This window comes from Geodermatophilus sp. SYSU D01119 (assembly GCF_054049975.1).
On record NZ_JBJGYL010000005.1, the window covers coordinates 1 to 24,295 of the forward strand.

Here is a 24,295-nt window from a genome sequence, read left to right on the forward strand (position 1 = left end):
GCGACCGTTGGGGCCGGGGGAGGGGGGGGGGGGGGGGGGCCGGGCCGCCCCCCGGGTGGCCCCCGCGCCGGCGGGCGCTCGCGGTCCCGGGGGCCCGTCGTCGGTCGCGCGGTCAGACGGTGAAGCCGCGCTGGCGGCGCACCAGCTTCTTCAGCATGAAGACCGTCTGCAGGATGGTCAGCAGGTACAGGACCGGCCAGCCGATCGACAGGATCGCCGACTGCACGCCGATGCTCTGCTGGCTCCAGGCGAAGATCAGCACCGCGAAGGTGACCGCCGCGCAGACCGCCGGCATGACGTAGGCCGACCCGCGGCCCCGCTCGGCCGCCGCCTGGGCCGCCCAGTTGTCCTTCTCCACCCGGGCGAAGAACTGCACCCACGCGGTGACGAAGTGGCCCATCCGCACCCACATGTAGAGCTCCGCGGGTGCCACCAGCGCGGCGTAGAGGATGTCCGTGGCGCTCTTGTCGTGCATCGACAGGGCGATCCGCAGGTTGAGCAGCGTCGCCACCGCCGGCGGGATCAGCCAGATCGGGTTGAACACGAACGCGTCGATCGACAGCGCCGCCGCCAGCAGCAGCAGGAAGCCCATGCGGGCGGCGATGTTGAAGACCATGGAGATGTTCTCGTACCAGCGCAGCCGCAGGTTCGGGTGCAGCGGCTGGCCCTTGCTGTCGCCGCGCTGGCCGGGCCACAGCAGGTCGATGCCGCCGAAGTTCCACTTCACCTGCTGGCCGTGCAGCGCGCGCAGCGTGGTCATCGGCCCCACGAACGCGCGGGCCCGGGCGCTGATCTTCGTGCTGAAGCCGGCGTCCTTGATCTGCAGCGAGAGCTTGGAGTCCTCGACCTCCGAGTCGCGCACCCACGGGGCGGACTGGTGGTGGCGGTACATGACCGCCTCCAGCGCGCGGACGCTGAAGAGGCTGCACTGGCCGCCGAGCACGGCCATGTTCCGGCCGCGGACGAGGTTGTCCATGTTGAAGCCGGCGAACTGGGCGCGCTGGCCGGCGACGAGGAACTTCGCCATCGCCCCGTGCACCCGGGACTTGTCGAAGGTGTAGATGGCCGACAGCCCGCCGATGCGCGGGTCGGTGACCATCTCCTTCTCCAGCCACTCGACGCAGCGCCGGTCGAGGGTGGTGTCGCCGTCGACGCCGAGGATGTAGTCGTAGCCGCGGCTGACGAAGTAGCCGTAGTTGAGCGCGCCGACCTTCTTGTCGGGGTTCTCGCCGATGTCGTGCATGTGCACGGTGGTCCGGTAGGTCTCGCCCTTGACCACGCGGGTGTGCTCGCCGACGAACTGGCCGGCGATCTCCGGGGTGTCGTCGTCGGTGTTGTTGATGACGACGTGGATGACGTCCGGCGGCCGGGTCTGCGACAGCAGCGAGGTGAGGACGTCGGCGATCGTCGACTCCTCGTTGTAGGCCGGGATGACGCAGCTGATGGTGGCGTGGCGCAGCGACTCGGCGCTGTCCTGCGGGCCGCCGAACTCGGCGGGCACCAGCGAGCTGATGTCGGGGATCTGCTGGCCGCCGCGGGCGAGCAGCTGCACGCGGTCGGTGGACCGCCGCATGCCGTGGACGACGAGCTGGGTCACGAGGGGTCCTCCTGGAGGAGCGGCAGCTCGAGGGTGTCGAGCACGGTCTGGCGGAAGTAGCGCTGCGAACCGGGCTCGGTCTCGACCAGGAGGTCGAACTGCACCGTGACCGTCAGCGATGTCGCCGTCGGGGTGGCCTCGGTGAGGGTGAGCGCGGTGGTGTAGCTGAACGGCGGCATGAGCGCGAACTCGCCCCGGTCCTCGGCGGCGAGGAGGCGGGCGCTGCCGTCGTCGGTGGTGGCGGCGAAGCGGGTGACCAGGACCTCGGTCTCGTCGTCCCCGCCCTCGACGTGCGCGGCGATCTGGATGGTCTTGTCCTCGGCCGCGGTCCAGGTGGTGGCCTGGCCGGTGGTCCAGTAGTCGACGACGACGGTGCGGTCGCCGGCCGGGAGGACGCGGGTGAGGGAGCCCGCGTCGAGGTCGCCGGTGGGGCGGACGGGGGTCGGGGCGGCGACCTCGTCGGTCGTCGCCGTCTCCTCCGCCGCCGGCTCCGCGATGGCCTCGGGCTCGGGGGTGGGCTCGGCGGCCTCGGTGCTCTCCGCCGCCCGGGCGCCGAGGTCGGGGCTCATGCTGACGTCGGGCCACTCGCAGCCGGTGAGGCCGGTGAGCAGGGCCGCGCCGAGCGCGAACGCGGCCGCGCGGGCACGGGGTGTCGGTCGGGACACGGTCTCCCCTGACGATCCGGGTGATCGCCGGGGTCCGGGCGCCGTTGCACACCCCCAGCTGTGGTCACGGACGACGCTAGGGAGGGGATGGCGGAACGGTGTAGTGGTCCTGACCCCTCAGGGGGAGACGCGCCACCGCCCGGAGGGGTGGACCCCGCCGGGCGGTGACGGTCGGTGAGGAACGGCGGGGGAGGGGTCAGGCGGGCGTGTACTGCCGGGCGTACTCCGCCGACGGCGCGATCGGGGTGATGACGTCGACCAGGGCGCCGTCCGGGTCGGCCACGATGAAGTGGCGCTGGCCGAAGTCCTCGTCGCGCAGTGGGAGCTCCGGCCGCAGCCCGCCGCGCAGCACCAGCCGCGCCCACTCGGCCTCGACGTCCTCGACCTCCAGGTTGACCAGCAGGCCCCGGACGGGGACCCGGAAGCCCTGGGGGATGGTCGGGTGCCGGCAGTCGACGAGGGCGAGCTCGGCGCGCACGGGTCCGGGCCGCTCGAGGCTGACGTACCAGTCGCTCTCGAACGTCGGCCGGAAGCCGAACAGCTCGCGGTAGAAGCGGCTGGACTCGGCCAGCCGGGCGGTGCACAGGACGGGGTAGCAGCTGGTGAGGCGCATCGGGTCTCCTCTCGCGTACCGGCGGTATGTGAAACGACGCTAGTGACGTACCGTCGGTACGTCAACGGCGGGAGGAGTGGGCATGCCGACACGGGCCGAGCAGCGGGACCGGACCCGGGAGCAGCTGGTGCGCTCGGCGCGGGAGCTGTTCGCCGATCGCGGCTACGCGGCGGTCGGGCTACCCGAGGTGGTCGCGGCCGCCGGCGTCACCAAGGGGGCGCTCTACCACCACTTCCCGGGCAAGGCGGCGCTGTTCTCCGCCGTCCTGGCCGGGGTGCAGGACGAGGTCGCCGAGGCGGTGGTGGCCGCGGCGGAGGAGCACGCCGACCCCTGGGACCGGCTGACGGCGGGGTGCGCGGCGTTCCTGGCCGCCACTGCGGCGCCGGCGGTGCAGCGGGTGCTGCTGGTCGACGGGCCCGCCGTGCTCGGCTGGGCCGGGTGGCGGGCGCTGGACGAGCAGGCCTCCGGCCGGCACCTGGCCGAGGCGCTGTCCGCGCTGGTGGAGGCGGGCGTGCTGCCGCGACAGCCGGTCCCGCCGCTGGCGGCGCTGCTGTCGGGTGCCATGAACGAGGCGGCGCTGTGGATCGCGGGCAGTGCCGAGCCGGACGCGCTCGGGTCGGCCCAAACGGCGCTGGCGCGACTGCTCGCGGGGCTGCGCGGGCGCTGAGGGCCGCCCCGCCCGCGCGCGGGCGGGGCGGCCGGCGGGATCAGCGGGCCGGGTCGAGGACCAGCTTGCCGGTGGTGCGGCGGGACAGGATGTCCTGGTGCGCCTCGCGCACGGCGGACAGCGGGTAGCGGCCACCGCCGACCGGGCGCAGGGCGCCGTCGGCGGTGAGCTGCAGCAGGTCGCTCATCGCGTCGTCGAGCATCGCCGGGCGGCTGAAGCAGTGCGCCAGCCAGAAGCCGATGACCCCGCGGCTGGTGCCCATGAGCGACGGCGGCTGCACGGCCTTCGGCGGGCGCCGGCCGGCCATGCCGTAGGCGACGAGCCGGCCGAAGGGCGCCAGCGCGGACAACGAGCCGTCGAAGACGTTGCCGCCGGTCATCTCCAGCACGACGTCGACCCGCTTGCCGCCGTTGGCCTCGCGCAGCGCGGCGGTGAAGGTCTTCGGGTCGTCGTCGGCGAGGGCGGGGTCGACGGTGGCGTCGGCGCCGAGCTCCTCGGCCAGCGCCCGCTTCTCCGGGCTCGAGGCGGTGGCGATGACCCGGCCGGCGCCCCACCGCTTGGCCAGCTGCACGGCCAGCGACCCGACGCCACCGGCGCCGGCGACGACGACCACCGACTCGCCGGCGGCCAGGTGCGCGCTGGTCCTGAGCAGGTGCCAGGCGGTGGTGCCCTGCAGCACGAGGGCGAGGGCCTGCTCGTCGGTGACGGCGTCGGGCACCGGCCAGGTCAGCCGCGGGGTGCCGACGACCTTCTCGGCGTACCCGCCGCCCTCGACCAGCCCGACCACCCGGTCGCCCCCGCCGGCGGGGCGGCCGACGAACTCCGCGCCGGGCACCAGTGGCAGCGTCTGCGGGGCGAGGTAGCTGTCCTCGGTCTGGTGCGTGTCGGCGTAGTTCACGCCGGCGGCACTCACCTCGTAGAGCTGCTGGCCGTCGCCGGGGACGGGGTCGGGGAGGTCGACGACGTTCAGGACCTCGGGGCCACCGAACTCTGTGATCTGCACGGCTCGCATGCGCCTGAGGCTAGGGGCCGCACCCGACGCGGACGCGGAGCGGCCGGCCCGCCCTCGGCGGGCCGGCCGCGTGTCAGCCGGTCAGGCGGTCTGCGTCTCCCGGCGGGGGAGCACCCAGTCCGGGCGCACCCAGTGGCAGGTGTAGCCCCACGGGTACTTCTGCAGGTAGTCCTGGTGCTCCTCCTCGGCCTCCCAGAACGGGCCGGCCGGCTCGACCTCCGTCACGACCTTGCCGGGCCACAGGCCCGAGGCGTCGACGTCGGCGATCGTGTCGAGGGCGACCTGGCGCTGCTCCTCGCTCGTGTAGTAGATCGCCGAGCGGTAGCTGCGGCCCACGTCGTTGCCCTGCCGGTCGACCGTCGTCGGGTCGTGGATCTGGAAGAAGAACTCCAGGAGCTGCCGGTAGGAGATGACGGAGGGGTCGAAGACGATCTCGACCGCCTCGGCGTGGTCCCCGTGATTGCGGTACGTGGCGTTCGGGGTGTCGCCGCCGGAGTAGCCGACGCGGCTGGACAGCACTCCCGGGCGCTTGCGCAGCAGGTCCTGCGCGCCCCAGAAGCAGCCGCCGGCGAGGATCGCGGTCTCGGTGGTCACGTGTTGCCTCCCTCTCTGGTCCTGCACACCGCGCAACTCCGCAGACGGGGCCGGTGTTCCGCCCGGCTCCCGCGGCGGGAGCCGGGCGGGGCGGCGGGGTCAGGAGCGGATGAACTCGAGCAGGTCGGCGTTGATGGTCTCGGCCTGGGTGGTCGGCATGCCGTGCGGGAAACCGGCGTAGGTCTTGAGCGTCCCGTTCTGCAGCAGCTCCGCCGACAGCGGCGCCGAGTCCTCGTACGGCACGACCTGGTCGTCGTCGCCGTGCATCACCAGCACGGGGACGGTGATCTTCTTCAGGTCGTCGGTGAAGTCCGTCTGGGAGAAGGCGACGACGCCGTCGTAGTGGGCCTTCGCGCCGCCCATCATCCCCTGCCGCCACCAGTTCGCGATGATCGCCTCGACGGGCTCGACGCCCGGCCGGTTGAAGCCGTAGAACGGCCCCGACGGCAGGTCGCGGTAGAAGCGGGACCGGTTGGTGGCCACCTGGGTCTGGATGTCGTCGAAGACGCTCTTGGGCAGGCCGCCGGGGTTGGCCCCGGTCTGCACCATGATCGGCGGCACGGCGCTGATCAGCGCGGCCTTCGCGACGCGGTCCTCGCCGTGCCGGGCGATGTAGTGCGCGACCTCGCCGCCGCCGGTCGAGTGGCCCACGTGCACGGCCTCGCGCAGGTCGAGGTGGGCCGTGAGCGCCGCCAGGTCGTCGGCGTAGTGGTCCATGTCGTGCCCGTCGCTCGTCTGGGTCGAGCGGCCGTGCCCCCGGCGGTCGTGGGCGATCACCCGGTAGCCCTGGGCCAGGAAGAACATCATCTGGGCGTCCCAGTCGTCGGCCGACAGCGGCCAGCCGTGGCTGAAGACGATGGGCTGACCGGTGCCCCAGTCCTTGTAGAAGATCTCGGTGCCGTCGTCGGTCGTGATGGTGGGCACGGGGCGCCTCCGTCGGTCTCGGGAGAGGTGGGCGCTGCCGGACGGGTCCGGAGCGGACCCATCCCAGCGGGACCGGGTGTGCGGCGGGAGTCCGGCGCGGGGCGTTCGCGTGAACTGCGGCGTGTCCTGGCGCCGTGTCACCCGGTGGCGTCCGCCGGCCCGGCCAGGTCCTCGGCGCGCCTCCGGAGCGCCTCGTTCATCGCCGTGAAGCCGACCTCCGTCTGTCGCAGCGTGCCCCCGAACAGCGGCACCAGGACGCCGCGGAAGACCTCCCGCTGCAGCAGGTCGGTGCCGCCGTCGGCCCGCGGCGCGAGGGTGAACGAGTGGGTGCCGTCGAAGAGGCCGGGCAGGCCCAGCCGGCCGAGCCACGCCAGCTCCCGTCCCTCCTCGACGACGGTGACGGTGGGGCGGGAGGTCATCCCGCGGCCGCCCGGCGGGACGATGCGCACCCGCAGCCGCCGTCCCTCCCGCAGCTCCCCGGTCAGCTCGCGGATGAAGGGGTTCCAGGTGCCGTAGGCGGAGGTGTCGGTCAGGACCCGCCACACGACGGCGGGCGGCGCGGCGACGGTCGTGGCGGCGCGGAGCTCTCGCACGGTGCACTCCAGGGGCGCGCGGATGTCGGCGCCGGCCATCGTGGTCGAGGCAGCCGTCGGGGTCGACGCCGTCCGGTCCCGCGCCTGGGACGGGTGCGGGACGGGTAGCCGCGGTGCATGTCCGACTTCGAGATCACCGCCCTCGTCCTGGCCGAGCACGAGGTCTTCCGACGGGAGTTCTCGGCGCTCGAGGACCTCTCCGGCCCTGAGCTCGCCGCCGCGTGGGAGGCCCTGCACGCCAGGCTGGAGGTGCACGCCGTCGCCGAGGAGCAGCTGTTCTACCCGCTGCTCGCCCAGGAGGCCGACGGCGAGCAGGAGACGGCGGAGGGCGTGCACGACCACAACGAGATCCGGCACGCCGTGGCCGCCGTCGGGGAGCACGAGGTCGGCAGCGAGGCGTGGTGGGAGGCGGTGCGCAACGCCCGGCAGGTCAACGCCGACCACATGGCCGAGGAGGAGACGGACTTCTTCCCGCCGTTCAAGGAGGCCGTCGACGACGAGCAGCGCGAGGCCCTCGGGATGCGCTGGCCGGCCTTCCACGACGAGCACGAGCAGGCCGAGGGGCTGTCCGGCGCGGACGCGGAGGTGGCCGAGGTGGTGGCCACCGAGGTGCCGGAGGGTGACCCGTCCGTCTAGCTCGCGTCGCCTCCCTGCGGCTCGGGCCAGCCGGCCAGGGTGCCGATCCAGGCGAGCGCCAGCCAGGCGCCGGTGAGCGTGCCGGTGCCGGAGCCGTCGGTGAGCTCGAGCCGCCACGGCGCCTCCGCCTGGCGCGGCCGGCGCGACCCGGTCGCGGGCACCGCGCGGACCACCCGCCACGACCCGACGGGCAGCTCCCGCGCCGGCCGGCCCGGCGGCACCGCCCAGACGCCCTCCCGGGAGGCCGCCACCGGCTCGCCGCGGGCGGAGTCGGGCCAGCGCAGCCGGACGGCGCCGAGGCCGAGGTGGGCGGCCGGGTCCGCGGGCACCGTCCAGTCCGGGCGGCGGGCGCCCCCGGCGGCGTCGGCGCCCAGGGTCACCACGGCCGAGACGGCGTGCAGCAGGCCACCGAGCACCCGCCCGGCGCGGCCCTCCGGCGGGACGTCCTCCACCCGCCACCGGACCAGGCCCCGCAGCTCCGCCTCGCTCACCGGGCCAGCGTGCCGCAGCGCCCGCGGCGGCGCCCGGCGTCTTGTCCGGGCGGCAGGGCGCGAGGACGCTGGCGGCCACCCCGACAGCAGCGGCGCCTGCCCGGGCGCCGCCCGGACCCTGGAGCGCCCGATGCTCTTCCACGTCAGCTTCCGCGTCGACCACACCCGGCTCGACCGCGACGAGTTCTGGGACGAGTGGGAGCGCGAGACGCAGGCCGCGACCGGGGCGATGGAGGCCGGGGTCATCAAGAGCCTCTACAAGGTCGCCGGCCAGCGCCGCGTGGTCGGCATCGTCGAGGTCGAGTCGCACGACCAGCTCGACCAGATCGTCATGGGCGCGCTCCCGATGGGGCACCACCTCACGCTCGAGGAGGTGCTCCCGCTCCGGGAGTACACGGCTTTCGCCGAGGACGTGCGCCGGCGCTGGCGGTCCTGAGGGCCGGCCCGCTCAGGTGACGGGCAGGGCGACCAGGCGGGCGGCCAGCTCGGCGTTGCGGCGGAGGAACGGCCCCCACCCGGCGGGCGCGCGCGTCCCCGACGAGGCCCGGCTGCACGGCTCCTGGTCCCAGTCGCGCACGCGGCCGCCCCGGATGCGCAGCCGCACCAGCACCTCGCCGGTCCAGCCGGTGACGTCGCCGTCGGCCTGGCCCTCCGCCGCGGTCACCCGCTGCGGCGCCACCACCCACTCCAGCGCCTCGATCTCCTCCTGCAGGCGGGCCGCCGCCTCGTAGGCCTGCGCCTCCGCCGCGGCGTCGCGCCGGGCGGCCAGCGCCGTCAGCGCGGCGGCCACCGCGCGGGGCTCGCGGTCGAGCACGGCGGTCAGGGCGGCGGCGAGCTCCGGGACCGGGGTGTCCCGCCCGCCCCGGGCCCGCGCCAGCTCGCGCGCGGCGGTGCTGCCCGCCGCGCCGGCGTGGGGGAGCGGGTGCACGCGGCCGAGCCCGGACACGGCCGCGCGCACCCGGCGGGCACCGAGGTAGGGGCCGAACAGGCGCACGCCCGGTCCCGGCCGGGGGGTGGAGACGACGTCGAGGCGGGGCGCGTCCGGAGTGGCGTCCAGCCGGATCCGCACGGGGACCTCCAGGCCGCCGGCGATCCGGTTCCACGGCGGCAGCGAGCGCTCCAGCAGGTTGCGCTCGGCCCACGCGGCCTCGTGCACCGAGTCGCACTCCAGCGCCTCGATCCGGGCCACCCGCCCGACCATCCGCCGCAGGTGTCGGCGGTCGCGCAGGTCACCCCAGTACGAGCCGACCCGCGAGCGCAGGTGCGTGGCCCGGCCGACGTACAGCACGCGCCCGCCGTCGTCGCGGAAGCGGTAGACGCCCGGGGCGGCCGGCAGGGCCGCGACGGCGTCCGGTCGGGCCGGCACGCGCCCATGGTGCGCACGCGCCGGCCCGCCGTGACGGCGCCACGCCCCACCCGTCACGGGCGCCTCACCGTCACCACGCGGCGGTCACCACGGCACGACGCCGGCGTCCTCGAAGAAGCCGCCCGTCGGCCCGCCGTCGGGCAGCGTGGCCAGCCGGATCGGCGTCGCCGCGCCCTGCTGCGGGGTGCGCACGCCGCGGAAGCCGTTGAGGTCGGTGGCGACGTAGCCCGGGCACGCGCAGTTGACGAGGATCCCGGTGCCGGCCAGCTCCCGGACGTACTGCACCGTCACCGCGTTGAGGAACGTCTTCGACGGCGAGTAGGCCACCGCGACCGGCCCGGTGGTCAGCTCGCCGTCGGGGCCGGACTGGCGGGTCAGCGACCCGACGCCGCTGGACACGTTGACGATCCGCGGCGACGGCGAGCGGCGCAGCAGCGGCAGCATCGCGTTGGTCACCCGGATCACGCCGAGGACGTTGGTCTCCACCACGGTGCGGACGACGTCGAGGTCGACGGTGGTGGGCCGCTGGTCCATGCCGCCCGTGATGCCGGCGTTGTTCACCAGCGCGTCCAGCCGGCCGAGGCGCTCGGCGACCAGCTCGGCGGCCGCGGCGACGCTCGCGTCGTCGGTGACGTCCAGCGGCACGCCCACCGCGTCGACCCCGGCCGCCCGCAGCCGGGCCACCGCCTCCTCCCGGCGGGCGTCGTCGCGGGCGCCCACCCCGACCCGGTGGCCGAGGGCCCCGAGGCCCGCGGCGATCTCGTACCCGATGCCCTTGTTCGCGCCCGTGACCAGCGCCGTCTTCGTCCCGCCCATGCCGTCGAGCCTCGGCGCGGGCGACCGTGCGGTCCAATCCCGTCCGGGTAGCGGCCGATACCGCAACGGTATGGATCGTCGGGGTCCCGGCGATACGCTGGGGCGTGGAGACGCGGGAGCTGCGCTACTTCGTCGCCGTCGCCGAGGAGCTGCACTTCGGCCGGGCGGCACGGCGGCTGGGCATCGCCCAGCCGCCCCTGTCCCGGGCGATCGGCGCGCTCGAGCGGCGCCTGGGCGCGACGCTGCTGCACCGCACCAGCCGCTCGGTGGCCCTGACCGAGGCCGGCGCCGTGCTGCTGCGCGAGGCCCGCGCCGCCCTGGACGCGGTGGAGGCCGCCGAGCACCGCACCCGCCGCGCCGTCGCGGACGCCGGCCGGCCGCAGGTCGTGCTGGCCACCAAGGCCGCCGCCTCCGCCGAGCTGCTGGCCGAGCTGCTGTCGGCCTACGCCGCCGAGCCGGGGTCCGTGCCGGTCGACGTCGTGCTGTGCGGCCCCGGCGAGCAGGGGCGGCTGCTGCGCACCGGCCGCGCCGACGTCGCCCTGCTGCACCGCCCCTTCGACGACACCAGCGGCCTCGACGTCGAGGAGCTGACCACCGAGGGACAGGTGGCCCTGCTCCCGGCCGGCCACCCGCTCGCCGGCCGCCGCGAGCTCCGGCTCGCCGACCTCGCCGACGTCCCCGACCTGCCGGCGCCGCGCTGGCCCGGCCCCGACGGCGGCTACCCGCCCGGGCCCGGCCCGGAGGTGCGCAGCCACACCCAGCTCCTGCAGCTGGTGTCCCTCGGCCGCACGCACGTCGTGCTGCCCGACTCCGTGCGCGCCCAGCTGCACGACGGCGTCGTCGCCGTGCCCGTCGTCGACGCCGAGGCGGTCACCACGCTCGTCGCCTGGCCGCCGCACAGCCGGTCGCGGCCCGTCGCCGACCTGGTGCGCACCGCGCTGCGCCTCTGAGCCCGCCCCTGGACGGCCCCCGACGCACGGGTGCCCCGGCCCGCGCGGGCGCGGACCGGGGCACCCGGACGGGAGGAGCGACTAGCGCAGGTCGAAGCGGTCGAGCTCCATGACCTTCACCCACGCGGCGACGAAGTCGCGCACGAACAGCTCCGTGGCGTCGTCGGACGAGTAGACCTCGACGATGCCGCGCAGGATCGAGTTCGAGTTGAACACCAGGTCCACCGCGGTCGCCGTGCGCACGACGGCGCCCTGCGCGTCGAGGCCCTCGTAGACGCCCTCGGTGTCGGCCGAGGTGCGCCACGAGACGCCCAGGTCGAGCAGGTTGCGGAAGAAGTCCTGCGACAGGACGCCGGGCCGGTCGGTGAACACGCCGTGGGCGGTGCCGCCGGTGTTCGCGCCGAGCACCCGCAGGCCGCCGATCAGGACCGTCATCTCCCGGGCGGTCAGCTCCAGCATGTAGGCACGGTCGACCAGCAGGGTCTCCGGCTGCAGCTTGCTGCCCGGGGTGATCCAGTTGCGGAAGCCGTCGGCCTTCGGCTCGAGCCAGCGGAAGTTGTCGACGTCGGTCTGCTCCTGGGAGGCGTCGGTGCGGCCGGGGGAGAACGGCACGGTGACCGTCACGCCCGCGTCCGCCGCCGCCTTCTCCACCGCGGCGGAGCCGCCGAGCACGATCAGGTCGGCGAGCGAGACCCGCTTGCCGGTCTGCGACTCGAACTCCTCCTTGACCCGCTCCAGCACCGGCAGCACGTCCTGCACGCCGGCGTTGACCGCCCAGTCGATCTGCGGCTGCAGCCGCAGCCGGGCGCCGTTGGCGCCGCCGCGCATGTCGGTGCCGCGGTAGGACGCGGCCGACGACCAGGCGGTGTGCACCAGCTGGGACACCGTCAGGCCGGAGGCCAGCAGGCGGGCCTTGAGGTCGGCGACCTCGGCCTCCCCGACCAGCTCGTGGTCGACGGCGGGGACCGGGTCCTGCCAGATGAGCTCCTCGGCCGGGACGTCGGGGCCGAGGTACCGGCTCTTCGGGCCCATGTCGCGGTGCAGCAGCTTGAACCAGGCGCGGGCGTACTGGTCGGCGAAGTACTCCGGGTCGCGGTAGAAGCGCTCGGAGATCTCGCGGAAGCCCGGGTCCTTGATCAGCGCGAGGTCCGTCGTCGCCATCATGGGGGGGTTCTTCTTGCCCTCGATGTGCGCGTCGGGCACGAGCTCCTGCGCCTCGGGGTTGCTCGGCTTCCACTGCTTGGCGCCGGCCGGGCTCTCGCTGAGCTCCCAGTCGTAGCTGAACAGCATCTCGAAGTACGTGTTGTCCCAGGTGGTCGGCGTCGGCGTCCAGGCGCCCTCGAGACCGCTGGTGATCGTGTCGGCGCCCTTGCCCGTGCCGTGCTGGCTGATCCAGCCCAGGCCGTTGCCGTGCACCGGGCAGCCCTCGGGCTCCGGGCCGACCAGCTCGGGGTTGCCGGCGCCGTGGGTCTTGCCGAAGGTGTGGCCGCCGGCGATGAGCGCGACGGTCTCCTCGTCGGTCATCCCCATCCGGCTGAAGGTCACGCGGATGTCGTGGGCCGAGGCGACCGGGTCCGGCCGGCCCTGCGGGCCCTCCGGGTTGACGTAGATCAGGCCCATGGTGACCGCGGCGAGGTGGCCCTCCTCGAGGTCGAGCGGGGTGTCGCCGGCGTAGCGCTCGTCGCCGAGCCAGGTGTCCTCCGGGCCCCAGAAGACCTCCGGCGGCTGCCAGGTGTCCTCGCGGCCGAAGGCGAACCCGAAGGTCTTGAGGCCCATGTCGTCGTGCGCGACGTTGCCGGCGAGCAGCAGCAGGTCGGCCCAGGACAGCGCGCGGCCGTACTTCTGCTTGATCGGCAGCAGCAGGCGGCGGGCCTTGTCGAGGTTGGCGTTGTCCGGCCAGCTGTTGAGCGGGGCGAACCGCTGCGCGCCGGTGTTGCCGCTGCCGCGGCCGTCGGCGATGCGGTAGGTGCCGGCGGCGTGCCAGGACATGCGGATGAACAGCGGGCCGTAGTGGCCCCAGTCGGCCGGCCACCAGTCCTGCGAGGTGTGCATGACCTCGACCAGGTCGCGCTTGACCGCCTCGACGTCGAGCGAGGCGAACGCCTTCTTGTAGTCGAAGTCGGCGCCCAGCGGGTCGGAGTCCCGCGAGGGCTTGTTCAGCACCGACAGGTCGACCTGGTTGGGCCACCAGTCGCGGTTGGTGCGCGGCCGCTGGTCGGTGTGCGGGGTCGGCGAGGGGATCGCCGGGTTCTCGCTCTCGCTGGTGCTCGCGGTCGCGGCCTTGCCGGCCTCGCTCTTGTCGATCTCGGGATAGCTGGGGGTGTCGCTCACGACGTGCCTTCCTGTGCGGGGGAGCGGGCGGGGTCCGGGGGAGTCGCCGGGGTCGTCGCGCAGGACCGGCAGCGGCCCCAGTAGAAGACCTCGGCGGAGTCGACGAGGAAGCCCTCGCCGACCGGGGGCGTGAGGCAGAGGACGTCGCCGGTGGCGCCGTCCACGTCGGTGATGGCGCCGCAGGACCGGCAGACCAGGTGGTGGTGGTCGTCGCCCACCCGCGCCTCGTAGCGCGCGAGCGACCCCTGCGGCTGGATGCGCCGCACCAGGCCGCGCTCGGTGAGGACGGCGAGCACGTCGTAGACGGCCTGGTGCGACACCGCGCCGAGCCGGGCGCGGGCGGCGGAGATCAGCGTCTCGGTGTCGACGTGCGGATGGGCGTGCACCGCGTCGAGCACGGCGAGGCGGGGACGGGTGACCCGCAGGCCCGCCGCGCGCAGCGCGCGCTCGAGGTCCGCGGGGTCCGGCACGGCGACATCCTCACGACTTCCCTTGAATGAGTCAAGAACGGCTCCGGGCCCGGCAGCCCGGCCGGGACGCGCCGCGCATGTGGTTGGCTCGACGGCTGCACCGACCGACCCGCACCGGCCCACCCGGAGCGCCCCGACCGAGGAGCCCCCCGATCCCCGCTGACCAGATCCTCGCCGAGGCGACGCGGGTCGCCGACCTGCTGCTCGACGTCCAGACCCGCGTGAACGCCCAGATCGACGCCACGCTCGCCGAGCTGCTGCCCGGCGTCCAGCAGCAGCTCGGCGTCGGGCCGGAGGACGCCGCCGACGTCACCGGCCTGGTCAACGCGCGGATCACCGGCCTGAGCGTCGTGGTCACCCCGGCCGCGGTCGCCGCCGTCGTGCCGCTCACGGCGGAGTCCGCGGCGACGACGGCGGCCGGCCGGCGGACCATGACCGACGTCGTCACCGGCGCCGACGACCGGCTCGCCGTCATCGCCGGCCCGTGCTCGATCCACGACCCGGCCGCCGCCCTGGAGTACGCCGCCTTCCTCGCCCGCATGCGCGAGCGGCACGGCGCCGACCTCGAGATCGTGATGCGCACCTACACCGAGAAGCCGCGCACCGAGGTGGACTGGAAGGGCTTCGCCTACGACCCGTTCCTCGACGGGTCCAGCCGGATCAGCGTCGGCCTGGTCGCCACCCGCATGCTCATGGGCGCGATCACCGGCCTCGGCGTCCCGGTGGCCGCCGAGCCGCTCAACGCGCTCACCCCGCAGTACGTCAACGGCCTGGTCACCTACAACGGCGTCGGCGCGCGCAACGTCACCGACCAGACCGCCCGCGAGCGGGTGTCGGGCTTCTCCTCCGTGGTCGGGTTCAAGAACTCGCCGGAGGGCAGCGTCGACTCGGCGATCTCCGCGGTGCTCACCGCCCGCGCCCCGCACGAGTTCCTCGGCGTCGACTCCCACGGGGTGTCCGCGCAGCTGTCGACGACGGGCAACGACACCGGGCACGTCATCCTCCGCGGCACCGCCGACGGGCCGAACCACTCCGCCGAGCACGTCGCCGACACCCGCCGCCGGCTGGCCGCGCGCGGGCTGCCGGAGGTGCTCGTCGTCGACGCCTCGCACGGCAACAGCCGCAAGGACCACCGCCGGCAGCCCGCCGTCGTCGCCGACCTCGCCGGCCAGGTGGCCGGCGGCGAGCGGGCGATCCGCGGCGTGATGATCGAGAGCTTCCTGGCCGAGGGCCGCCAGGACCTCGACCAGGCGCACCCCGAGCGGCTCGAGTACGGCGTCAGCGTCACCGACTCCTGCGTCGACCTGCCCACCACCGAGGCGCTGCTCGACGAGCTGGCCGCGGCCGCCCGCGCCCGCCGGGCCGCGACCGCCGGCTGAGCGGGGTCAGCGGGCCAGCAGGTCGCGGATCGCCCCGACGACGACGTCCGGCGCCTCCTCGGCCATGAAGTGGCCGGCCGCGACGGTGCGGTGGTCGAGGTCGGGCGCCCACGCCCGCCACAGCGCGGCCGCGTCGAAGCCGAGCGCGGCGCCCCAGTCCTGCTGCAGCACGGTCACCGGCATGGCCAGCCGGCGGCCGGCCGCGCGGTCGGCCGCGTCGTGCTCGAGGTCGGTCCCGGCGCTGGCCCGGTAGTCGGCGACGATCGAGGGCACCCGCTCGCGCGACGCGCGCAGGTACTCGGCGCGCACGTCGGCGGGGAACAGCCCCTCCCGGCCCCAGCCGTCGAGGAACGAGCCGAAGAACGCGTCGGCGGTCGCGGCGATCATCGCCTCGGGCAGGCCCGGCGGCTGGGCCATCAGGTAGAGGTGCCAGGCCACCGACGCCCGCACGCCGGAGAGGATGTCCCAGGAGTCGAGGGTCGGCAGCACGTCGAGGGAGCACAGGTGGGTGACGGCGTCGGGGGAGTCCAGGCCGGCGCGCACCGCCACCAGGGCGCCGCGGTCGTGGCCGGCGAGGGCGAACCGCTCGTGGCCCAGCGCGCGGGCGGCGGCCACGACGTCGGCGGCCATCGTGCGCGCGCTGTAGGTGTCCGGGCCGGTGGCCTCGGGGGCGTCGCTGGCGCCGTAGCCGCGCAGGTCGGGGCAGATGACGGTGCGCCCGGCCGCGAGGGCGGGGGCCACGAGCCGCCACATGAGCGAGGTCTGCGGGAAGCCGTGCAGCAGCACCAGGGCGGGGCCGCTGCCGAGCACGGCCACCGACAGCTCGACGCCGTCGGTGCCGGGGACGCGGGTGCGGGTGGCACCGGGGATCTCGGGGGTCATGCCGGCCACCCTGGGCGCGGCCGATGAGCATCCGATGAGCGGCGTGCGCATCGGCGTGCTCGGGCCCGTCGAGGCCCGCGACGCCGCCGGCCGCGCGCTGCCCCTGGGCGGCCCGCGGCACCGCGAGTTGCTGGCCCGGCTGGTGGTCGCCCGCGGCCGCGTCGTCCCGCTGGCGGTGCTCGTCGACGACCTGTGGGAGGTCCCGGCCGACGGCGCGGTCGCCGCCGTCCGCACCTTCGTCGCCGCGCTGCGCCGCGGGCTCGAGCCGGGCCGCCCGCCGCGCACCCCCGCCCGGCTGCTGGTCACCGAGGGCCCCGGCTACGCGCTGCGCGGCGTCGCCGTGGACGCCTGGGACGTCGAGCGCACGCTGGCCGGCCCGGCCGACCTCCCGGCCCTCGAGGCGGTGCTCGCCGCCTGGCGCGGCCCGGCCCTGGCCGACGTCGGCGACCGGCCGTGGGCGGCGCCCGACCGCGCGCGGTGGGCCGAGCTGCACGCCACCGCCGTCGAGCGGTCGGCCGCCGCCCTGCTCGACCTCGACCGCCCGGCCGCCGCCGTCGCGCGGCTGGACGCGCACGTCACCGGCTCGCCGTGGCGGGAGGAGGGCTGGCGGCTGCTCGCGCTGGCCCTCTACCGCGCCGGCCGCGCCCCCGACGCCCTCGCCGTGCTGCGCCGCGCCCGCGCCCGGCTGGCCGGCGAGCTCGGCCTCGACCCGGGCGCGCGGCTCGCCGAGCTGGAGGGGCAGGTGCTCCGGCGCGACCCGGCGCTGGACCGCCGGACCGCCGACGCGGTGTGGTCGCGGGCGGCCCGCAGCTGGGAGGGCGCCGTCGCGCCGGGCTCGCGGGCCCGGCTGGAGTCGTCGGTGACGCTGCTGCGCGCGCTCGCCGTCAGCGGCGCGGCCGGCCTCGCCGCCGCCCGCGAGCAGCGGCTGGCCACGGTCGCCGCGGCCGAGGAGACCGGCGACCCGCTGCTCACCGCCCGCGTCGTCGGCAGCTTCGACGTCCCCTCGGTGTGGCCCCGCTCCGACGACCCGGAGGGCTCGGCGCGGCTCGTGGCCGCCGCCGAGCGGGCGCTGCGCCGGCTGCCGGAGGACGCCCCCGCCCCGCTGCGCGCCCGGCTGCTCACCACGGTCGCGGTCGAGTCCCGCGGGCTGCCCGGCGACCGCGGGCCCGCCGCCGCCCGCGCCGCGGAGCAGATCGCCCGCGCGGCCGGTGACCCCGCGCTGCTCGCCTCCGCGCTCGGCGCGGTCTACCTGCACACCTGCGCCCGCGCCGGCCTGGCCGCCGCGCGCGACGCGATCGGCGCGGAGGTGGTGGCGCTGGCCGAGCGGGCGGGCCTCGACGACGCGCTCGTCCTCGGCCACCTCGTGCGGCTGCAGGCCCGCACCGCGCTCGGCGACCTCGGCGGCGCCGCCGCGCACGCCGACGTCCTCGACCGCCTCGCCGTCGTCGGCGAGCGGCCGCTGGCCGCGGTGTTCACCGGCGCCTGGCGGGCGCTGCGCCGGGTGACCGCGGGCGGCCCGGAGGACGGGCTGCGCGCCGCGCTGGAGCGGGTGGCGGCCTCCGGGATGCCCGGGGTGGCCGCCGGCCTGGTGCCGCTGGCGCTCACCTGCCTGCGGGTGAGCCGGGGCGAGCCCGCGCGGGAGGAGGGCGACGCCGGCCCCCACGCGCCCTGGGTGCGGCCGCACCTGCTGCTCGCCGACGGCCGCGACGGCGAGGCCGCGGCGGCTTTGCGCGGGCTGCCCGACCCGCCGCCGGGGCTGCTGCTCGAGGCGCTGTGGGTGCTCGCCGGGCGGGCCGCTGCGGCGACCGGCGACCGGGACCTGGCCCGGCGGGCGGCGGAGGCACTGGCGCCGGCCGCGGAGGAGCTCGCCGCCGGCAGCGGCCTGCTCACCGCCGGGCCGGTGGGGGAGACGCTGGCGCTGCTCGGCTGAGCGTCAGACCTGCACGGCGGTGCCGCAGACCCCGCAGACCTCGAGCGTCTCCCGCCGCCAGCGCGCCACCGGCACGAAGAACAGCGAGAACTGGCGGAACTGCCGGATGCGTGTCCACTGCGTCGTGTTGCCGCAGCGCGGGCAGGTGCGGACCTCGCCCGGCCCGAGGACCTTCTGCTTGGTGCCGAACCCGAAGAGGAGGAACATCCCGCCAGCGTAGGGACGCGGTGTCGGGGGCCGCCGCGCGTGCGACCCTCCTCCCGTGGCGCGGGTGGGGCTGGTGCTGGGCGGGGGCGGCGTGGTGGGGCAGGCCTACCACGCGGGCGTGCTGGCGGTGCTCCAGCACGACGCGGGCTGGGACGCCCGCACCGCCGACGTCGTCGTGGGCACCTCCGCGGGGTCGATCACCGGCACCCTGCTGCGCGCCGGCGTCTCCCCGGAGGACCTCGCCGCGTGGACGGTGAAGGCGCCGCTGTCCGGCGACGACGGCGTGCTGCGCACCATCGCCACCACCGAGGTGCCCGAGCTCGCGCCGTTCCGCCCGCTCGACGTGTTCCGCCGGCCGATGCGGCTGCCCGGGCCGCCGCTGGTCGCCCGGGCGCTGACCCGCCCGTGGCGCTTCCGCCCGCTGGCCGCGGGCATGACCCTGCTCGCCCCCGGCCGGCACGACATCGTGTCCCAGCTCGGCGCGCTGCGGGAGGTCGAGGGCGCCGGCTGGCCCGAGCGCCTGTGGATCACCGCGGTGCGCCGCCGCGACGGCCGCCGCGTCGTCTTCGGCCGGCCCGGCTCGCCGCCGGCGCCGGTGCACCTCGCCGTCGCCGCCTCCTGCGCGGTGCCCGGTTACTTCACGCCGGTGCAGATCGGCCGGCACGCCTACGTCGACGGCGGCGTCCACTCGGCCACCAACGCGGCGGTGCTGCGCGGCACCGGCGTCGACGTCGTCGTGGTGGTCGCCCCGATGAGCGGCTCGCCGGGCTGGCGGCAGGACCTCACCGCCGCCATGCGCCGCTACTCCCAGCGGCAGCTCGACCGGGAGGTGCGCGCCCTGGAGGGGGCCGGGATCCGCACCGTCGTGTTCACCCCCGGCGCGGCCGAGCAGGAGGTCATGGGCGCGGACATGATGTCGCGCGAGCGCCTCGACGAGGTCCTGCAGCAGTCGTTCCTGCGGGCCGGCGAGCACGCCGCCTCCCCGGAGGTCGCCGGTCTGCTGCGCAGGGCGGCCGGCCGGGACTGACCCCGCTCCCCGTCCGCCCGGGTGTGACCGGCGTCCAGCGACTAGGTTCGTCCCCTGGACGGGACGTCGGCGCAGGGGGTGCACGTGGGCAGGTCGGTGCTGGTGACCGGCGGCAACCGGGGGATCGGGCTGGCCATCGCCCGCTCCTTCGCCGAGCAGGGCGACGCGGTGGCCGTCACCCACCGCGGCAGCGGCGCCCCCGACGGGCTGTTCGGCGTGCGGTGCGACGTCACCGACGCCGGGGCCGTCGACCGCGCGTTCGCCGAGGTCGAGGAGCACCAGGGCCCGGTGGAGGTGCTGGTGAGCAACGCCGGCATCACCCGCGACGGGCTGCTCATGCGCATGAAGGAGGACGACTTCACCGACGTCCTCGACGCCAACCTCACCGCCGCCTACCGCGTGACCAGGCGCGCGGTGCCGAAGATGGTGCGCGCCCGGTCGGGGCGGATCGTGTTCATCAGCTCGGTCGTCGGGCTGCTCGGCTCGGCCGGCCAGACCAACTACGCGGCGAGCAAGGCGGGGCTGGTGGGCCTGGCCCGCTCGATCGCCCGCGAGCTCGGCAGCCGCAACATCACCGCGAACGTCGTCGCGCCGGGCTTCGTGCGCACCGACATGACCGCGGAGCTGCCCGAGAAGCGGCAGCAGGAGATCCTCGGGCAGGTGCCGCTGGGGCGGTACGCCGAGGCCGACGAGATCGCCGCCGTCGTCCGCTTCCTCGCGAGCGACGCGGCCGGATACGTCACCGGGGCGGTCGTCCCGGTCGACGGCGGACTGGGGATGGGGCACTGATGAGCGGCATTCTCGAGGGCAAGAAGGTCCTCGTCACCGGCGTGCTGACCGAGGCGTCGATCGCCTTCGCCACGGCGCGGATCGCCCAGGAGCAGGGCGCCACCGTGGTGCTGTCGAACTTCGGCCGCGCGCTGTCGCTGTGCCAGCGGATCGCCAAGCGGCTGCCGCAGGAGGCGGCCGTCGTCGAGCTCGACGTGACGGACACCGGGCACCTGGACTCGCTGGCCGGCCGGCTGCGCGAGGCGGGCTTCGACACCCTCGACGGCGTCGTGCACTCCATCGGCTTCGCGCCGCAGGAGGCGATGGGGGAGGGCTTCCCGGAGGTCGCCTGGGAGCACGCGGCGACCGCGTTCCAGGTGTCCTCGTGGTCCTACGCCTCGCTCACCCAGGCCTGCCGGCCGCTGCTGGCCAACCCGTCCTCGGTCGTCGGGCTCACCTTCGACGCGTCGGTCGCCTGGCCGGTCTACGGCTGGATGGGCGCGGCGAAGGCGGCGCTGGAGTCGGTCAGCCGCTACGTCGCCCGCGAGCTCGGCCCCGAGGGCGTGCGGTCCAACATCGTCGCCGCGGGCCCGCTGCGCAGCATGGCCATGAAGTCCATCCCGGGCAGCGCCCGGTTCGAGGAGGCGTGGGAGGGCCGCGCGCCGCTGGGCTGGTCGGTCACCGACACCGAGCCCGCCGGCAAGGCCGTCGTCGCCCTGCTGTCGGACTGGTTCCCCGCCACCACCGGCGAGATCGTGCACGTCGACGGCGGGTTCCACGCCGTGGGCGTGTGACGGGTCCCACCGTCCGTCCCGCATCCGCGCCTCCCGGCGCACAGGAAGAGAGCACGTGCCCCGCGCGACCGTCGACCTGAACCCCGGCCAGCGACCCGACGAGGACCCCTCGCTGGCCGTCCGCAACAACGGGGGCGCGCAGCCCTCGGCCACGCCTGCCCCGCCCGGCCGCCGCGAGGCGCTGCTGGTGCTGTCCTTCGGCGGCCCCCGCGGCCGCGACGACGTCATGCCGTTCCTGGAGAACGTCACCCGCGGCCGCGGCGTCCCGCGCGAGCGGCTGCTCGACGTCGCCGAGCACTACCACCACTTCGGCGGCGTCAGCCCGATCAACGAGCAGAACGAGGCCCTGGTCGCCGCGATCCGCGAGGACCTCGCCGCGAACGGCGTCGACCTGCCTGTCTACTGGGGCAATCGCAACTGGGACCCCTACGTCGAGGACGTCTGGCAGCAGATGACCGACGACGGCGTCGAGCACGCCTACGTGCTCGCGACGTCGGCCTACGCCTCCTACTCCGGCTGCCGGCAGTACCACGAGGACGTCGCCCGGGCCCGGATCGCCACCGGCGGGGGCCCGACGGCGGAGAAGCTGCCGCACTACTTCGACGGCGCCGGCTTCGTGCGGGCCAACGCCGACGCGCTCGCCGCCGCCCTCGCGCAGCTCCCCGAGGAGCACCGCGCCACCGCCCGCCTGGTGGCCACCGCGCACTCCATCCCCGACGCGATGGCCGAGGTGGCCGGCCCCGACGGGCACGCCTACGAGGACGAGCTCCTGGCCGCCGCGCGCGCCGTCGTCGACGCCGTCGAGCCGGGCCGCGCCTTCGACCTGGTCTGGCAGTCGCGCAGCGGCCCGCCGTCGGTGCCGTGGCTGGAACCCGACGTCAACGACCACCTGCGCGCGCTGCACGAGAACGGCGAGACGGCGGTCGTGCTGTTCCCCGTCGGCTTCGTCAGCGACCACCTCGAGGTGATCTGGGACCTCGACAACGAGGCGAAGGAGACCGCCGAGGAGCTCGGGCTGGCGTTCGTCCGGGCCGGGACGGCCGGCACCCACCCGGCGTTCGTGGCGATGGTGCGCGAGCTGCTGCAGGAGCGGCGCGCCGGCGGCGAGCCCCGGCTGGGCACCGACTGCCCGGCCGCGTGTTGCTTCGTCCAGCGGCCGGCGGCCCGCCCCGCCTGACCAGGCGACGCCGACCCCGTTGACGGGCCCCGGCCCCCGGGTGGAACGTCTGTGCACCGGGGGCCGGACGAGGACGGGATGCCATGACCCCTGACACGGTCCCTGGGCCGGCGATCGAGGTCGCTCCCGCCAACGCCGCGCAGCTGGGTGCCTGGGACGGCGCGCAGGGCGCGTTCTGGGCTGCCCAGGCCGACCGCTTCGACCGGGCGGTGGCCCGCTACGACGCCGCCTTCCTCGCCGCGGCGGAGCTCCGCCCGGGCGACCGGGTCCTCGACGTCGGCTGCGGCACCGGGGCCACCACCCGCGCTGCCGCCCGGATCACCGGCTCCGCCCTCGGGGTGGACCTGTCCGCGGCGATGCTCGAGGTGGCCCGGCGGCGGGCCGCCGAGGAGGGCGTCGACGGCGCCCGGTTCGAGCAGGCCGACGCGCAGGTGGCCGCCTTCCCGCCGGCGTCCTTCGACGTGGCGGTCAGCCGCACCGGCGCGATGTTCTTCGCCGACCCGGTGGCGGCGCTGGCCAACGTCGGCCGGGCGCTGGTGCCCGGCGGCCGGCTGGTCCTGCTGGTGTGGCAAGCGCTGGAGGCCAACGAGTGGATGACCGAGATCCTGGGGGCGTTGGCCGCCGGGCGCCCTCTGCCGGTGCCGCCGCCGGACGCGCCCGGGCCGTTCTCCCTGGCCGATCCGGCGCGCATCCGCAGGGTGCTGGCCGATGCGGGTCACGCTCAGGTGGAGGTCGAGGGTCTCGCCGAGCCGGAGTGGTTCGGCGCCGACGCCGACGATGCCGTCGGCTTCGTCCTGGGCCTGGCCGGCTGGATGCTCGACGGCCTCGACGACGCCGCCCGGGAGGGCGCGGTCGCCGACCTGCGCCGCCGGATGGCGGCCCACGCCGGACCGGGCGGCGTCGAGCTGGGCTCGGCCGCCTGGCTGGTCACCGCGCGCCGGGCGTGACCGCCTCCCGCCACACCGGCGCGACCGTGCGCGCGTAGCGCCGGCCGAACACCGCCGACAGCACGCCGGTCACCGGCGCGGGGACGGTGGCCCGGAGCACCGCCCGGTCGCCGTCGCTGATCCCGTCGGTCAGCCAGGCGAAGAACGAGCCCGCGTCGGAGGGGGAGCGGTGCCGCAGCCGCCCGGTGACCGCCCGCCACTCCGCGGTCCCCTCGTGCCCGGCCAGCAGCGGCTCGAGCTCGCGCTCCTCGTGGTCGAGGTGGGCGCCCACGACCTCGCGGGTGCGCCCGACGCTGGCCCGGGCCGCCGCGGCGTCGGCCGCCGACCCGGTGCGGGCCAGGGCGGTCAGCGCGTCGTCGGTCTGCGCCAGGGCGGCCGACATCGCCGCGTGCTCGTCCTCCATCTCGTCGAGCAGCTCGCGCGCCACGCCGGTGCCGGCGAGGAAGGGCCAGACGTGGGCGTCCTCGCCCTCGTGGTGGTGGGTGAGCTCGCGGCGCAGGTTGGCGAAGGCCCGCCCCAGCCCCGCTGCGCGGGCCCGGTCGCCCTCGGGCCAGACCTCCAGCGCGGCGGCCAGCCGGTCGAGGTCACGGCGGACCGCGTTGTGGATCAGGCCGTTCATCGTCGGCGCCGTCATGCCCGCGCACCGTAGCGCCGGGACGGCCGCCGGCGGGCGGTCAGGAGCGCGGGACGGCGTTGTGGGCGGCGACGGTGGCCTCGCGGACGGCGTCGGCCAGCGGGCGCAGCGCGTGGTCGCGGGCGGCGGCCTGGCCCTGGGTGACCGCGCCGCCCGGGGTGTCGGCCATCGCGAGGTCCAGCACCCGGGACAGCCGCTGCGCGCGCGCCAGCACCGACAGCGCCAGCGGGTCGGTGTCCGGCGGCAGGCCCGGCGCCTGCGCGCCGGCCATGCTGCTCAGCAACGCCGGCACCTCGGGGTGCCAGCGGGCGAGGTCGAGGCGGGCCAGGGTGCGGGCGGCGTCGCCGACGGCGAGGTCGAGCGCCCCGGACACCGCGCGCAGCGAGCCCTCCACCGGCGGCGGCGCCGGCGGGACGCCGGCCAGGTCCACCGCCGTCCAGGACACCACCTCCGGGCCGGCGGCCTCGGGCACCAGCGCCACCCGGTCGCCCACCGCCGCCTGGCCGGCCTCCAGGGCCAGCGCCGCGAGGCCCGGCGCCCGCGGCAGCCCGCGGACGTCGCCGGGCACCGGCAGCACCAGCCGGACCCGCCGCTCGCCGAGCCCGCGCAGCGCCGTGAGCGCCCAGCCCAGCGGCACCGTGCCCGGCGCCCCGGGCATCCCGGTCACCTGGTGGGCGCGGTCGTCGGCCAGCGCGTCCAGCGCTTCGTCGGTGGAGGTGCGGCCGGTCAGCCACGCGGTCGCCCAGACCGCGAACCGGCCCGCGAGGAGCTCGTGCACGCCGCGAGGCTACGTGGCGGTGGCGCCCCCGCGTCCGGGCCGCCGCT

The 24,295-nt window shown here is 76.1% G+C and carries 27 protein-coding genes; 11 read left to right on the forward strand and 16 right to left on the reverse strand.

Annotated elements, in window-relative coordinates:
- Positions 1 to 112 precede the first annotated feature (112 nt).
- The 3 genes from ACI79X_RS04830 to ACI79X_RS04840 all read right to left on the reverse strand — a co-directional run bounded on the left by ACI79X_RS04830 (position 113) and on the right by ACI79X_RS04840 (position 2,875).
- Positions 113 to 1,597, reverse strand: coding sequence for a glycosyltransferase family 2 protein (locus ACI79X_RS04830; RefSeq protein ID WP_457024282.1), 1,485 nt, complete (start codon positions 1,595 to 1,597; stop codon positions 113 to 115).
- Positions 1,594 to 2,262 carry a hypothetical protein gene (locus ACI79X_RS04835; RefSeq protein WP_457024283.1) on the reverse strand — a complete coding sequence of 223 codons (669 nt, stop codon included), beginning with the start codon at positions 2,260 to 2,262 and terminating at the stop codon, positions 1,594 to 1,596. Before ACI79X_RS04835 ends, ACI79X_RS04830 begins: the two co-directional genes overlap by 4 nt.
- Before the next feature lie 196 nt (positions 2,263 to 2,458).
- Complete coding sequence (locus ACI79X_RS04840; protein WP_457024284.1) at positions 2,459 to 2,875, reverse strand: VOC family protein; 417 nt, start codon at positions 2,873 to 2,875, stop codon at positions 2,459 to 2,461.
- A gap of 82 nt (positions 2,876 to 2,957) precedes the next feature.
- Here ACI79X_RS04840 and ACI79X_RS04845 point away from each other — a divergent pair, with 82 nt between their 5' ends.
- Positions 2,958 to 3,542 carry a TetR/AcrR family transcriptional regulator gene (locus ACI79X_RS04845; RefSeq protein ID WP_457024285.1) on the forward strand — a complete coding sequence of 195 codons (585 nt, stop codon included), beginning with the start codon at positions 2,958 to 2,960 and terminating at the stop codon, positions 3,540 to 3,542.
- A 40-nt stretch (positions 3,543 to 3,582) separates the two neighbouring features.
- On the opposite strand, the gene ACI79X_RS04850 is transcribed toward ACI79X_RS04845, so the two are convergent.
- The 4 genes from ACI79X_RS04850 to ACI79X_RS04865 all read right to left on the reverse strand — a co-directional run bounded on the left by ACI79X_RS04850 (position 3,583) and on the right by ACI79X_RS04865 (position 6,665).
- Positions 3,583 to 4,554 (reverse strand): quinone oxidoreductase family protein, encoded by a 972-nt coding sequence (locus ACI79X_RS04850; RefSeq protein ID WP_457024286.1) that lies wholly within the window; start codon positions 4,552 to 4,554, stop codon positions 3,583 to 3,585.
- 81 nt (positions 4,555 to 4,635) lie between these two features.
- The gene (gene msrA / locus ACI79X_RS04855; RefSeq protein WP_457024287.1) at positions 4,636 to 5,148 is read right to left on the reverse strand and encodes a peptide-methionine (S)-S-oxide reductase MsrA; all 513 of its coding nucleotides are present in this window, start codon (positions 5,146 to 5,148) and stop codon (positions 4,636 to 4,638) included.
- Positions 5,149 to 5,247: 99 nt separating this feature from the next.
- On the reverse strand, positions 5,248 to 6,072 hold the full coding sequence (locus ACI79X_RS04860; protein ID WP_457024288.1) for an alpha/beta fold hydrolase: 825 nt from the start codon (positions 6,070 to 6,072) through the stop codon (positions 5,248 to 5,250).
- 137 nt (positions 6,073 to 6,209) lie between these two features.
- A complete protein-coding gene (locus ACI79X_RS04865; RefSeq protein WP_457024289.1) occupies positions 6,210 to 6,665 on the reverse strand; it encodes an SRPBCC family protein in 456 nt (151 codons plus the stop codon).
- A gap of 117 nt (positions 6,666 to 6,782) precedes the next feature.
- On the opposite strand from ACI79X_RS04865, the gene ACI79X_RS04870 reads away from it, so the two are divergent.
- Complete coding sequence (locus ACI79X_RS04870; RefSeq protein ID WP_457024290.1) at positions 6,783 to 7,301, forward strand: hemerythrin domain-containing protein; 519 nt, start codon at positions 6,783 to 6,785, stop codon at positions 7,299 to 7,301.
- Here ACI79X_RS04870 and ACI79X_RS04875 read toward each other — a convergent pair.
- The gene (locus tag ACI79X_RS04875; RefSeq protein WP_457024291.1) at positions 7,298 to 7,792 is read right to left on the reverse strand and encodes a hypothetical protein; all 495 of its coding nucleotides are present in this window, start codon (positions 7,790 to 7,792) and stop codon (positions 7,298 to 7,300) included. The genes ACI79X_RS04870 and ACI79X_RS04875 overlap by 4 nt on opposite strands.
- 130 nt (positions 7,793 to 7,922) lie before the next feature.
- Between ACI79X_RS04875 and ACI79X_RS04880 the strand changes: the two genes are divergently transcribed.
- The gene (locus ACI79X_RS04880) at positions 7,923 to 8,228 is read left to right on the forward strand and encodes a muconolactone Delta-isomerase family protein (RefSeq protein ID WP_457024292.1); all 306 of its coding nucleotides are present in this window, start codon (positions 7,923 to 7,925) and stop codon (positions 8,226 to 8,228) included.
- 12 nt (positions 8,229 to 8,240) lie between these two features.
- Here ACI79X_RS04880 and ACI79X_RS04885 read toward each other — a convergent pair whose 3' ends face one another.
- Together ACI79X_RS04885 and ACI79X_RS04890 are read right to left on the reverse strand one after the other, a co-directional pair.
- The gene (locus ACI79X_RS04885; RefSeq protein ID WP_457024293.1) at positions 8,241 to 9,158 is read right to left on the reverse strand and encodes a hypothetical protein; all 918 of its coding nucleotides are present in this window, start codon (positions 9,156 to 9,158) and stop codon (positions 8,241 to 8,243) included.
- Between the two features lie 84 nt (positions 9,159 to 9,242).
- Entirely contained in the window at positions 9,243 to 9,974 is a 732-nt protein-coding gene (locus tag ACI79X_RS04890; RefSeq protein ID WP_457024294.1) for an SDR family oxidoreductase, read from the reverse strand.
- Between the two features lie 104 nt (positions 9,975 to 10,078).
- On the opposite strand from ACI79X_RS04890, the gene ACI79X_RS04895 reads away from it, so the two are divergent.
- The gene (locus tag ACI79X_RS04895) at positions 10,079 to 10,924 is read left to right on the forward strand and encodes a LysR family transcriptional regulator (protein ID WP_457024295.1); all 846 of its coding nucleotides are present in this window, start codon (positions 10,079 to 10,081) and stop codon (positions 10,922 to 10,924) included.
- 81 nt (positions 10,925 to 11,005) lie between these two features.
- On the opposite strand, the gene katG is transcribed toward ACI79X_RS04895, so the two are convergent.
- A complete protein-coding gene (katG, locus tag ACI79X_RS04900) occupies positions 11,006 to 13,255 on the reverse strand; it encodes a catalase/peroxidase HPI (protein WP_457024296.1) in 2,250 nt (749 codons plus the stop codon).
- A complete protein-coding gene (locus ACI79X_RS04905) occupies positions 13,252 to 13,725 on the reverse strand; it encodes a Fur family transcriptional regulator (protein WP_457024297.1) in 474 nt (157 codons plus the stop codon). The genes katG and ACI79X_RS04905 overlap by 4 nt, the downstream gene beginning before the upstream one ends.
- Positions 13,726 to 13,946: 221 nt before the next feature.
- Between ACI79X_RS04905 and ACI79X_RS04910 the strand changes: the two genes are divergently transcribed.
- On the forward strand, positions 13,947 to 15,104 hold the full coding sequence (locus ACI79X_RS04910; RefSeq protein WP_457024298.1) for a 3-deoxy-7-phosphoheptulonate synthase: 1,158 nt from the start codon (positions 13,947 to 13,949) through the stop codon (positions 15,102 to 15,104).
- Between the two features lie 6 nt (positions 15,105 to 15,110).
- On the opposite strand, the gene ACI79X_RS04915 is transcribed toward ACI79X_RS04910, so the two are convergent.
- The gene (locus tag ACI79X_RS04915; RefSeq protein WP_457024299.1) at positions 15,111 to 15,986 is read right to left on the reverse strand and encodes an alpha/beta fold hydrolase; all 876 of its coding nucleotides are present in this window, start codon (positions 15,984 to 15,986) and stop codon (positions 15,111 to 15,113) included.
- Positions 15,987 to 16,020: 34 nt separating this feature from the next.
- Here ACI79X_RS04915 and ACI79X_RS04920 point away from each other — a divergent pair, with 34 nt between their 5' ends.
- Positions 16,021 to 17,916 (forward strand): BTAD domain-containing putative transcriptional regulator, encoded by a 1,896-nt coding sequence (locus ACI79X_RS04920; RefSeq protein ID WP_457024300.1) that lies wholly within the window; start codon positions 16,021 to 16,023, stop codon positions 17,914 to 17,916.
- 3 nt (positions 17,917 to 17,919) lie between these two features.
- Here ACI79X_RS04920 and ACI79X_RS04925 read toward each other — a convergent pair whose 3' ends face one another.
- Positions 17,920 to 18,123, reverse strand: coding sequence for a zinc-ribbon domain-containing protein (locus ACI79X_RS04925; RefSeq protein WP_073420226.1), 204 nt, complete (start codon positions 18,121 to 18,123; stop codon positions 17,920 to 17,922).
- Between the two features lie 55 nt (positions 18,124 to 18,178).
- On the opposite strand from ACI79X_RS04925, the gene ACI79X_RS04930 reads away from it, so the two are divergent.
- The 5 genes from ACI79X_RS04930 (at position 18,179) to ACI79X_RS04950 (ending at position 22,836) form a co-directional block, all read left to right on the forward strand.
- Positions 18,179 to 19,150 carry a patatin-like phospholipase family protein gene (locus tag ACI79X_RS04930; RefSeq protein ID WP_457024301.1) on the forward strand — a complete coding sequence of 324 codons (972 nt, stop codon included), beginning with the start codon at positions 18,179 to 18,181 and terminating at the stop codon, positions 19,148 to 19,150.
- A gap of 84 nt (positions 19,151 to 19,234) precedes the next feature.
- Positions 19,235 to 19,939 carry a 3-oxoacyl-[acyl-carrier-protein] reductase gene (gene fabG / locus ACI79X_RS04935; protein ID WP_457024302.1) on the forward strand — a complete coding sequence of 235 codons (705 nt, stop codon included), beginning with the start codon at positions 19,235 to 19,237 and terminating at the stop codon, positions 19,937 to 19,939.
- Positions 19,939 to 20,712, forward strand: coding sequence for an enoyl-ACP reductase FabI (fabI, locus tag ACI79X_RS04940; RefSeq protein ID WP_457024303.1), 774 nt, complete (start codon positions 19,939 to 19,941; stop codon positions 20,710 to 20,712). Before fabG ends, fabI begins: the two co-directional genes overlap by 1 nt.
- 55 nt (positions 20,713 to 20,767) lie before the next feature.
- Positions 20,768 to 21,889, forward strand: a complete 1,122-nt coding sequence (locus ACI79X_RS04945; RefSeq protein ID WP_457024304.1) for a ferrochelatase — start codon at positions 20,768 to 20,770, stop codon at positions 21,887 to 21,889.
- Between the two features lie 83 nt (positions 21,890 to 21,972).
- Positions 21,973 to 22,836, forward strand: a complete 864-nt coding sequence (locus tag ACI79X_RS04950) for a class I SAM-dependent methyltransferase (protein WP_457024305.1) — start codon at positions 21,973 to 21,975, stop codon at positions 22,834 to 22,836.
- Here ACI79X_RS04950 and ACI79X_RS04955 read toward each other — a convergent pair.
- Entirely contained in the window at positions 22,817 to 23,470 is a 654-nt protein-coding gene (locus ACI79X_RS04955) for a hemerythrin domain-containing protein (RefSeq protein ID WP_457024306.1), read from the reverse strand. The genes ACI79X_RS04950 and ACI79X_RS04955 overlap by 20 nt on opposite strands.
- Positions 23,471 to 23,510: 40 nt before the next feature.
- Positions 23,511 to 24,248 carry a hypothetical protein gene (locus ACI79X_RS04960; RefSeq protein ID WP_457024307.1) on the reverse strand — a complete coding sequence of 246 codons (738 nt, stop codon included), beginning with the start codon at positions 24,246 to 24,248 and terminating at the stop codon, positions 23,511 to 23,513.
- Between the last annotated feature and the right edge of the window lie 47 nt (positions 24,249 to 24,295).